Here is an 8,435-nt window from a genome sequence, read left to right as displayed (position 1 = left end):
CCCCTCTCATGCCGCTGCCCACGACGAACGCCCCGTGGCCGCCGCCCCAGTTGGCGATCCCGCACGCCGACATGGACATGTGGCGTGCCTGGTACTCGGGCAACACCGATCATCTGGCCGCCGTGTATGGCGGTGTGGCGAACTACCGCAACAACGCGATCGCCCGCCGCTTCTTCGAGGTCGATGAGCGGCGCGCGGCCGGGGATGAGCTGCGCACGTTCTGGGGGCAGCAGCCGGCCCCGGGCCAGCAGACGGCGAAGCTGCATGTGCCGATCGCCGCGGACATCGCCGAGCTGTCGGCGAACCTGCTGTGGGCGGACGTCCCGCAGGTGACCGTGGATGTCGATTCGACGGACCGTGTGGAGACGACACAGGCGCAGCTGGGGCGCTACCTCGACGACCGCGGGCACGCCAAGATGCGGGAGGCCGCCGAACTCACCGCAGGCCTGTCGAACGCGTACTTGCGGGTCGTATGGGACACCAAGCTGCGTCCACGCCCGTGGACGGACGTCATCGCCCCGGAGGCTGTGGTGCCGACGTGGCGGTGGGGTGCGCTGGCGGAGGCGATCGTGTGGCGGGAGCTGACCCCGCTCAAGGACGAGTCGAAGGTGTGGCGGCTGCTGGAGCATCACACGCCGGGCGTCATCGAGTACGGCCTGTATGAGGGCGGTGTCGACAACATTGGGATGCGCTGCGACACGCTCGCCGCGCACCCCGACACCGAGTATCTGACGTCCCGCACAGACGATCATGGCCGCCAGTCGACTGGCATCGACCGCCTGTTGATTACGCACCTGCCGAATGTGCTGCCGAACCGGGTGTGGGACGGCCTCCCCGACACGTCCCCGCTCGGGCGCTCAGACCTGGCCGGGGTGGAGCCGTTCATGGACTCCCTCGACGAAACCTGGACGAGCTGGCTCCGAGATCTGCGACTGGGCAAGGCCAGGATCCTGCTGCCGCAGTCGATGCTCGACACCGACGGTCCCGGCAGCGGAGGGACGTTCAACCTGGAGCAGGAGGTGCGCGTCGGGCTGAACATGCTCGACGAGGGCGGCAAGGACTCCATCACCGAGGTCCAGTTCCAGATCCGCGTGGACGAGCACGAGCGGACGACGAAGGCGCTCCGCAAGCAGATCCTGTCGTCGGCCGGCTACTCGGCTCAGAGCTTCGGCGAGGAGGGCAACGTCGCGGTCACGGCGACGGAGGTCGCGGCCCGCAAGGAAGAGTCCCTCGCCACCCGCGGCACAAAGATCCTGTACCAGCGGCCTGCATTGTTGGATCACCTGACGACGATGATGATGGTCGACGTCACGCACTGCGGGGCGAAGGACGTCGACCCTGCCGCCGAACTCACCGCGTCGTGGCCGCAGGCCGTACAGCCCGACCCCGAAGCGACGGCGCGCACCTTGCAGCTGCTCGACTCTGCAGGTGCCATCAGCGATTTCATGAAGGTCAAGATGCGCTCCCCCGAGCTCGACGACGAGGAAGTCGAGGCGGAGGTGCGGCGCATCCGCGACGACCAGCGCAACGACCTGGTCCCGGCTGGCGACCCGTTCAACACGGGCGGCGGGCAGGACCCGAACACCGACCAGGAGAGCGGCGACGGCGGCCCGGAGGCGGGAGCAGACGAGGGCCTCGACGAGACGGACGAGGAAGAGGGCGGGGGCTCACGCGGTCTGGCAGCTGCTTAGCGGCGGCGGGCGCCCTTACGCGCGGGGAGGGTTCGGTAGTCGGTCTTCTTGCCGTAGGTCCGCTTGCGTGCTCGTGCCCAGCGGTGGGCGAAGCGCTGCTTGGTGGCGAACATCCACCTCCATTGAGCCTGACTGCGCACCTTGCCGGTGTGCCTTCGTCCCGGCATCGGATCACCTCCTGGAGATCGGTTAACTCCAGTGTTCCCACTTCCGGCGTGCTGAGCGAAGCGCCGGTCAGCACTTCTCCTTGAGGAGGTACCGGGACATGGCGATCTGGTCGTTCTCGTCGTCGCCGGTACTGTCGGCCATCTCGGCGCCCACGATCTCGGGCCCGTCGGCGCGGAGGCGGTCGCAGACGATGTCCTGTTGCTCGGGGTCGGTCTGCTTCCACGCTTCGTCCCAGGCGACTTCGTCGGCGGCGGTGTCGACGATCTCGTCCTTGCGGCCGGTGAGGACGTCGGCGACAACGTCTTGGTATTGCTTCTTGGTGAGTGCGGCGCACTGGGGTTCATCGGAGGCGTCGTGGGCGTTCTCGTCGTCGTAGTCCCGCTCGAGGAGCGCCTGGCAGTCGTAGGCGTCGTAGGTGGGTGACGCGGTGACGACGGTGGTGGGCTGGGGTGCGGCACCCTCGGCCGGCTTGCCGCTGCTGCATCCGGTGATGGCGAGCAGGGCGATGGCTGCTGCGGGCAGGATGGTTCGTCTCATGATTCCCCCGGTGGTGTGGTGGTCTTGTGCCCGGAATGCGGGCGTGCGGATAGGTGACGGCTCAACGGGCCGTGAGGTTGCGCTGGTTGGCGTGGTTACCCGCGGCAGTTGTGAGCCCCAGTCCCTGTCGGCGGGGCTGGGGCTCGACGCGCGGGCGGTCAGCGGCTATGCGCACGGCGTCCGAGGGTCCACGCCATGGCGACCTGTGCGACCAGGTAGGCGCCAAAGCCGATACCGAGCCTCGTGGCGGTGAGGTGCCCGGCGTCGGGCAGCACGATCGCACTCAGCACTCCCAAAGCCACGGCGGCGGAGATCAGTTGGACGCGGAGTTCACTCACTGCTGCTCCTTGGGCTTGATGATCTCGGCGAGTCCGGCTTCCACGTCGACCACGTCGTCGAGGCGGGCCAGCAGCTGCTCGTGCTGCTCGGTCATACGCGCTGTCACCTCATCGCCGGGGTGTGCGTCGGGCAGCTCGATCCCCTTGTCGTCGACGAGGATCAGCGCGTGGAAGCCGGCGCAGGCGAGGCGGTAGCGGCCTGGCGGGCGTCCGTCGACAAGCTCCCACAGGGTTTCGGGGCGCATCCGATGGGTGCGTCGGGCGATGTCGCACTGGGCGCCGTCGGGACAGTTTGCGGGGTGCGTCCAGTCGAGGCTGCGCTCGCCGTCATCGATGAGGGTCAGGTAGTGCGGGTGGTTCACGGTTCAGTCCTCGTCTCGGTCGTAGAGGTTGCCCCAGTAGCGGTCTTCGGCGCGCCCGCTCTCGCGGGGGTCGTCTTCCCACCAGCCATACGGCCGGCCAGGCTCAACCAGCGGCGGCGGGACAGGGGTTGGGGCGGTCATTCGCTGCCCTCAGCGTCGCCGGGGTTGGTGACGGTGAGGCCATCGCGGGTGCGTGACAGGACCCGGTCGTAGGGGCGTTTGGGGTCGTCCCATCCACCGCCTCCGCCGTCGAGTGTCAGCGTCTTCTTGTTGACTCGCTTGACTCGGTAGGTGTCCTGGCTGGTCTCGAAGGTGCGGACGGTGACGATGTCGCCGACACGGAAGTCTTCGGGCTGCCACGATCGCTCGCGTGTACTGGTGATCGCGGTGATCTCATCCTTGGCGTCGGCGCGCACCTTCGCCCACTTCGCGTCCCTCTCGGCTTGCTGGGCGGCTTTGAAGGTTTCGACGGCCCGGTCGGATGCGGCGTCGGCGCGGTTCTTCGCGCGGCGTGCCGAGCGGTATGAGTGGTGGCCGGACAGGAGGGGCTGGCCACCGGCGAACCGGCCGTACATGTTGAACGCCCGCTCGCCTTGCTGCTCGGCGGTCTTGTTCAAGCGGTCGGCTCGCTCTTGGAGCCGGTCGGCCTTTCGGCGCTCGGGGCTGTCTCCGGGGTCGCTCATCGGTACTCCTTCTGCTTCCGTCCGGGCAGGTGCTCCCACCCGTACACGGCGCCCTGGCGGGCGAGTTGTTTGTTGGCGCGGGCGATCTCGGCGAAGCGCAGGTTGCGGCCGTGCTCGCGGGCGTCCGGGTCCTGGCAGGTCTGCGCCTGCGCGGCGAGCAGGACACCCGCCTGCCGGGCAGCCTCCGCCGGGGTCGCGGGCGGGGCCGGGAAGACGTTGGCGAGGGCGGCCGGGCGGGGGATGTTGACGCGCGGGGCGGCAATCACGACGGGCCCTGCGCAGCGTTCTTCCGGTCGGCGATCTTCTGGGCGCCTCGGCGGGTGAAGCTCGGGTGGCGGCTCACGCCGGTGACGGTGTCGTAGACGTAGAAGCTGAACGGCCCGCGCTTTTCCACGACGAAGCGGCGGCGGCTGATTCCGGTGCGGTTCTGCATGACGGCCTCCTATGCGGCCTCCGTGTATGCGGCCTGGTAGAAGGCCGGGCGGGCGAGGTGCTGGGTCTGCTTGTAGCTGGCGAGTCCGACGTACAGGGCGATGTCGAACGGGCTGTACACGTGGACGTGGATCCACTTGCCGGTGGTGCGGTGCTGCACCCAGCAGCGGACGGGCGGGCGTCCGTTGGCGGCGGTGTGCGCCTTCTTGACGTGGCGGCCGTACCAGGACTGGTAGCCGTCCTTGAGGTCGCTGGCGCCGAGTCGGTCGAGGACGTCGCCGGTGCGGACGAGGAGTCCGGTGGCGAGGTCGGCGGCGATGCTGCCGGAGCGGGCCCGGTAGGCGAGCGCCTTCGTGACGGCCTGGGCGGCGGTGCAGGTGCGGCGGCGAAGCTTGGCGTTCAACGGGTCCCCCTGGATACGGATGTGCGGTGGATCGGCGGGCCCGGCCTCCCCCGGCCGGGCGCTGAGGTGGTTCAGTTCTTCCGTGCGAGCAGGTACGGCTTGCGGGCGCGAGGTCCTCGGCGTTCCACCGTGTAGCCAGCGGCTTCGAGGGTCTTGGCGTAGGCGTCGACCATCTCGTGGCGCTCGGCGGCCATCTCGTCGTCGGTCTGGCGGTCGTCGTCCAGGAGGTCGGGCTCGGGGATCAGGTGCGCGACGCGAACCTTGCCGTCGCGGCCCTCGTTGACGACGTATCCCGGGGCGGTGCACTTCCCGTAGCGGTCGCTGACGGAGACCTTGTGCTTGGCGAAGAGGACGCGTGCCGCCTGGTCGACGGTCTGGGAGTAGGTGAAGCGGGCCATCTGGAGCCTCCTTGGCGGTGCCCCTTGCTCGGGGTGTAGCTACACCGTAGGCTCGGGTGTAGCTACACCGCAAGTCGTTCGCCGAAGATTCTGTAGCTACACCGGTAGCTACAGCAGGGAAGAGGGAAGATGGCACAGGTAGCTACACCCGGATACCGTCAGGGCATGTCGCCGAACAAGCCGAAGACCCCCACACGACCGATCCGCGTGGACCTCACGGACTGGGCTGCATTCGGCTACGCCGCCAAGCCCATGGGAACCGACCGCAGCGCAGCCCTGCGCGCCTTCATGGACTGGTACCTGCACAAGCCCGGAGCCAAAGCCCCGACGCGCCCGAGCAAGGATGTAGCCGCAGAGGCACGCCAGAAGGCAGAGGCCGAGCAGGAGGGCGGCGAGTGACAGCAGATGTCGAGCGCACTGCGCTCTACCGCTTCTTCGACTCCACCGAGCGTCTGCTCTACGTCGGCATCACCAAGAGCTTCGGCCAGCGCTGGCTCAACCACTCACGAAAGAAGCAGTGGTGGCCCGAGGTTCAAAGTCACACTGCCGAGTGGTTCGACAGCCGTCCCGAAGCAGAGGCCGCCGAGAAGCAGGCTGTTGTGTCGGAGAGCCCGAAATACAACGTGGTCCACAAACCCCGCCCGCGCCGACTACCCGTGCCGCGGGTGATTCCGCCGCCCCAGGCTCAGGCCGACGAAGGCGCCGACTATTGGACTGTTGCGGACATCGCCGCGCACTGGCGAGTCACGACGCAAACCGTCCGCTCCTACCGGTCCCGGAAACGCGGCGAACTCCCCGAGCCCGACCACGTCTACGGGCGCACCCCGCTCTGGCGGCCGGCGACCATCATCGGGTTCGAGCGACCCGGCCAAGGCGCGCGGACAGACCTGCACCCCGACGCCTAATCCCCCGGTTCCCGCCCCACTCCCCCACGCGCCGCGCCACACTCCAGTCATGGTGTTGCGGTTCACGGTGCAGGGCGATGACGAGGCGGAGACCGCGGAGGGCCTGGCCCTGCTCGTCGCCGCCGGCCTCCAGCTGTCGATGCCGCCACGCGAGTTGACGCTCGGCCGGTGGATGGCCCGCGCCGTACCCCGCATGACGAAGGCCCCGGACGGCGATGGCGACCGGGGCCCTGTCGTGAGCGGGTAGGTCAGGCGCCCTGTACGTCGACGGTGACGTCGATGCCGAGTTCGCGGAGTGCGGTCTCCAGTACGGGCAGGCAGCCACTGCCCGGCAGCCTGAAGTGGTCTGCCGCGCCCGGCGCGTTGAACGCCAGCGAGAGCACGCCGTTCTCGACGCTCGGGGTGGCGCGGGTGAGCATCATCGCGGTGAAGCGCCGCTTCATGGCGACGGCCTGCATCACGGCCGGCCACCAGCCGGGGACACCGTCGACGCTCCGCAGTGACTCTGGCGGGCGGCTGACCCAGGTCGTCGCGGTCATCGCCGCACCTCCTGCGGCTTGGCGCGGACCGCGGTGGCGATGGCGCCGCCTCCGACGGCCAGGACACCGACCGTGCCGGCGACGACCGTGGCGGGCGCGCCGGTCGCCTCGACGACGCCAGCCGCGGCGGCGGAAGCCGCGACGACAGTGGCAGCCATCGCGGGCAGGCGCCTGAGGGTGGGGAGTTGAGTCATGAGATTCCTCTCAGCAGGGTTGGATGTTGCTGGGCTTCTGGGACTGGATCATGCGGAGGCTTGTTCGCCTTCTTCTGGTTCGTCGGGGTCGTCGCCGCGGAGCTTGTTCACTCGGGCCGAGACCCATGCAGGGGACCATCCGGTCTCGCGGGCGATCTTTCGGATCTGCACCTGGTCCTTGTTCACGGCTTCGCGAACGATGTTCATCGCGATGGACTCGGGCACCTTCGGGGTGTTCGCGGCGTCCGGCGTCAGGGTGTTCACGGCGCGCAGTGGGCGCTGTTCGCGAACAGGCGATGCCGAGGTCGGCGGGTGTTCACGGGCCGCCCGCTGTTGTTGTTCACGCCGGGCCTGTACTTCGGCGCGGCGAACAGCTTCCGCCTCTTCTTGGCGCGCTCGTTCACGCTCCCTTTCCTCCCGGTCGGCCTGCTCCCGACGCTCGGCGGCAGCGATCTCGGCGAGCCTGATCTGGGTGGCTCGCTCCTGCTCAGCGGCTAGTTCGGCTGCCTGACGGTCAAGGCGTTCACGCTCGGTCTTCTCGGCGTGCTCGCGTTCCTCTCGGGCGAGGCGGGCCTCGTGCTCACGCTGTTCTCGGGCGTCCTGCTGTGCCTGTTCACGTTGTTCACGGGCCGCCTGCTGGGCGTGCTCGCGCTGTTCACGCTCGCGCTGTTCACGACGGGCTGCAGCCTGTTCACGCTCGGCACGCTGCTCGCGTTCACGGTCCGTCTGCCGCTGTTCGCGTCGGGTCTGTTCGGCGGACTGTTCACGGCGGATCTCGGCGACCGCGGCGGCGATCGTCCGCCGGTATCGAGGGATGGCCTCGCTCGTCGCGATCAGGAGCAGCGGGCAGACCGCGTGCACGCCCACGCCGACGAGGCTGCCGTCGAGTGCGCTGTCGCCGATGTTGAGCCCGAGGGTGAACAGTCCGGTCATCCAGCGCAGGATGGTGGGCCAGGCGCCGCCCTTGACGTTGAAGCCGCTGATCGTGGCGTCCATGCGGACGACGATGATGACGGCCGCGTCGACCACGAGCGGGAGGAGCGGCGCCGTCTGGTCCCACCCGTCCGGGGTGACCCGCTGGACGAGCGGAGTCACGGTGAGCATGGAGAAGACGATGGCGCCGAATGCGATCACCCAGACCAGGCGGAGCGACTTCTCGGCCTGGTCGATTTTGGCTTGCAGGGCGTCCTGGGTCTGCACGGGGAGTTCCTCTCGTGCTGTACAGCGGGTGGTCGGGGGCTAGTTGTGGATCTCGACGTCGCCCCACCACTTCTGGCGGATGACGGTGTTGTAGGTGTTGCCGCCGCTGACTCTGCGCGCCGCGGAGGGGGCCTTGAGCGCGACGATGATGACGGCGAGCCAGAAGAGGCTGCCGCTGGTGATGCCAGCGATGCCGGAGAAGATCTGGCCGACGCCGTAGCCGACACCTGCGGCGAGGGCGCCGCCGCCGGCTCCGGCTCCGATCAGGCGCTGGGCGATCGGGTCGAGGAGCGGCTGCGGGGTGAGGTCACGGGCGGGCATGACCTCCATGGGCTGCACGTACTGCTTCGGCACGGCGACCATGACGCTGGGGTTTTCGGCGGACGGGACCCAGACGGCGGGCTGACGTTCGCCGTAGAGCTCGATCTGACGGTCGGTGGGGCGGAGGGTGGGCTGCCCCGCCGCCTGGGCGGGCGGGTAAAGCTCGGGCGGCGTGTTCACGGCAACTACTCCTTGCGAGGTTCGTTACGTTGCGTAATTGTCAGAAGAAGTGGCGTCTGACTAGTCAGGGGCGTCAGGGCCGTG

Annotated in this window: 16 protein-coding genes; 4 read left to right on the top strand and 12 right to left on the bottom strand. The window is 68.8% G+C overall.

Going from position 1 to position 8,435, the window contains the following annotated elements:
• Nucleotides 1–8 precede the first annotated feature (8 nt).
• Entirely contained in the window at nt 9–1,691 is a 1,683-nt protein-coding gene (locus tag ACY34M_RS14690; RefSeq protein WP_462718067.1) for a hypothetical protein, read from the top strand.
• A 234-nt stretch (nt 1,692–1,925) separates the two neighbouring features.
• On the opposite strand, the gene ACY34M_RS14685 is transcribed toward ACY34M_RS14690, so the two are convergent.
• The 8 genes from ACY34M_RS14685 to ACY34M_RS14650 form a co-directional block, all read right to left on the bottom strand.
• Nucleotides 1,926–2,396 (bottom strand): hypothetical protein, encoded by a 471-nt coding sequence (locus ACY34M_RS14685; protein WP_462718066.1) that lies wholly within the window; start codon nt 2,394–2,396, stop codon nt 1,926–1,928.
• A gap of 158 nt (nt 2,397–2,554) precedes the next feature.
• Nucleotides 2,555–2,734: a hypothetical protein gene (locus ACY34M_RS14680; RefSeq protein ID WP_462718065.1), complete on the bottom strand. Its 180-nt coding sequence runs from the start codon at nt 2,732–2,734 to the stop codon at nt 2,555–2,557.
• On the bottom strand, nt 2,731–3,096 hold the full coding sequence (locus ACY34M_RS14675) for a hypothetical protein (RefSeq protein ID WP_462718064.1): 366 nt from the start codon (nt 3,094–3,096) through the stop codon (nt 2,731–2,733). Before ACY34M_RS14675 ends, ACY34M_RS14680 begins: the two co-directional genes overlap by 4 nt.
• 137 nt (nt 3,097–3,233) lie before the next feature.
• On the bottom strand, nt 3,234–3,779 hold the full coding sequence (locus tag ACY34M_RS14670) for a DUF3560 domain-containing protein (protein WP_462718063.1): 546 nt from the start codon (nt 3,777–3,779) through the stop codon (nt 3,234–3,236).
• Nucleotides 3,776–4,045, bottom strand: coding sequence for a hypothetical protein (locus ACY34M_RS14665; RefSeq protein WP_462718062.1), 270 nt, complete (start codon nt 4,043–4,045; stop codon nt 3,776–3,778). Before ACY34M_RS14665 ends, ACY34M_RS14670 begins: the two co-directional genes overlap by 4 nt.
• On the bottom strand, nt 4,042–4,212 hold the full coding sequence (locus ACY34M_RS14660; RefSeq protein ID WP_462718061.1) for a hypothetical protein: 171 nt from the start codon (nt 4,210–4,212) through the stop codon (nt 4,042–4,044). Before ACY34M_RS14660 ends, ACY34M_RS14665 begins: the two co-directional genes overlap by 4 nt.
• 9 nt (nt 4,213–4,221) lie before the next feature.
• Entirely contained in the window at nt 4,222–4,614 is a 393-nt protein-coding gene (locus ACY34M_RS14655) for a hypothetical protein (protein WP_462718060.1), read from the bottom strand.
• A 71-nt stretch (nt 4,615–4,685) separates the two neighbouring features.
• Nucleotides 4,686–5,012 (bottom strand): hypothetical protein, encoded by a 327-nt coding sequence (locus ACY34M_RS14650; protein ID WP_462718059.1) that lies wholly within the window; start codon nt 5,010–5,012, stop codon nt 4,686–4,688.
• Between the two features lie 129 nt (nt 5,013–5,141).
• Here ACY34M_RS14650 and ACY34M_RS14645 point away from each other — a divergent pair, with 129 nt between their 5' ends.
• Genes ACY34M_RS14645 through ACY34M_RS14635 form a run of 3 tightly spaced genes read left to right on the top strand, consistent with a single transcriptional unit; the run spans nt 5,142 to nt 6,164 of the window.
• Nucleotides 5,142–5,411: a hypothetical protein gene (locus ACY34M_RS14645; RefSeq protein ID WP_462724116.1), complete on the top strand. Its 270-nt coding sequence runs from the start codon at nt 5,142–5,144 to the stop codon at nt 5,409–5,411.
• Nucleotides 5,408–5,917 (top strand): GIY-YIG nuclease family protein, encoded by a 510-nt coding sequence (locus ACY34M_RS14640; RefSeq protein WP_462718057.1) that lies wholly within the window; start codon nt 5,408–5,410, stop codon nt 5,915–5,917. Before ACY34M_RS14645 ends, ACY34M_RS14640 begins: the two co-directional genes overlap by 4 nt.
• Nucleotides 5,918–5,966: 49 nt before the next feature.
• Nucleotides 5,967–6,164: a hypothetical protein gene (locus ACY34M_RS14635; protein WP_462718056.1), complete on the top strand. Its 198-nt coding sequence runs from the start codon at nt 5,967–5,969 to the stop codon at nt 6,162–6,164.
• Nucleotide 6,165: 1 nt separating this feature from the next.
• Here the strand turns inward: ACY34M_RS14635 and ACY34M_RS14630 are convergent, their stop codons facing one another.
• The 4 genes from ACY34M_RS14630 to ACY34M_RS14615 are packed head-to-tail and all read right to left on the bottom strand — an operon-like array spanning nt 6,166 to nt 8,351.
• Nucleotides 6,166–6,456: a hypothetical protein gene (locus ACY34M_RS14630; RefSeq protein ID WP_462718055.1), complete on the bottom strand. Its 291-nt coding sequence runs from the start codon at nt 6,454–6,456 to the stop codon at nt 6,166–6,168.
• Complete coding sequence (locus ACY34M_RS14625) at nt 6,453–6,650, bottom strand: hypothetical protein (RefSeq protein ID WP_462718054.1); 198 nt, start codon at nt 6,648–6,650, stop codon at nt 6,453–6,455. Before ACY34M_RS14625 ends, ACY34M_RS14630 begins: the two co-directional genes overlap by 4 nt.
• A gap of 48 nt (nt 6,651–6,698) precedes the next feature.
• Complete coding sequence (locus ACY34M_RS14620) at nt 6,699–7,850, bottom strand: DUF2637 domain-containing protein (protein WP_462718053.1); 1,152 nt, start codon at nt 7,848–7,850, stop codon at nt 6,699–6,701.
• A gap of 39 nt (nt 7,851–7,889) precedes the next feature.
• A complete protein-coding gene (locus tag ACY34M_RS14615) occupies nt 7,890–8,351 on the bottom strand; it encodes a hypothetical protein (protein ID WP_462718052.1) in 462 nt (153 codons plus the stop codon).
• Nucleotides 8,352–8,435 lie beyond the last annotated feature (84 nt).

Source organism: Streptomyces sp. EDA2-14, from assembly GCF_054963755.1.
Note: the sequence above shows the minus strand (reverse complement) of the source record. Positions and strands in the feature narration are given on the sequence as shown.

Coding starts and splice junctions, on each gene's coding strand:
- ACY34M_RS14690 (WP_462718067.1), top strand. CDS start 9: ATGCCGCTGCCCACGACGAACGCCCCGTGGCCGCCGCCCCAGTTGGCG.
- ACY34M_RS14685 (WP_462718066.1), bottom strand. CDS start 2,396: ATGAGACGAACCATCCTGCCCGCAGCAGCCATCGCCCTGCTCGCCATC.
- ACY34M_RS14670 (WP_462718063.1), bottom strand. CDS start 3,779: ATGAGCGACCCCGGAGACAGCCCCGAGCGCCGAAAGGCCGACCGGCTC.
- ACY34M_RS14660 (WP_462718061.1), bottom strand. CDS start 4,212: ATGCAGAACCGCACCGGAATCAGCCGCCGCCGCTTCGTCGTGGAAAAG.
- ACY34M_RS14650 (WP_462718059.1), bottom strand. CDS start 5,012: ATGGCCCGCTTCACCTACTCCCAGACCGTCGACCAGGCGGCACGCGTC.
- ACY34M_RS14645 (WP_462724116.1), top strand. CDS start 5,142: ATGGCACAGGTAGCTACACCCGGATACCGTCAGGGCATGTCGCCGAAC.
- ACY34M_RS14635 (WP_462718056.1), top strand. CDS start 5,967: ATGGTGTTGCGGTTCACGGTGCAGGGCGATGACGAGGCGGAGACCGCG.
- ACY34M_RS14630 (WP_462718055.1), bottom strand. CDS start 6,456: ATGACCGCGACGACCTGGGTCAGCCGCCCGCCAGAGTCACTGCGGAGC.
- ACY34M_RS14625 (WP_462718054.1), bottom strand. CDS start 6,650: ATGACTCAACTCCCCACCCTCAGGCGCCTGCCCGCGATGGCTGCCACT.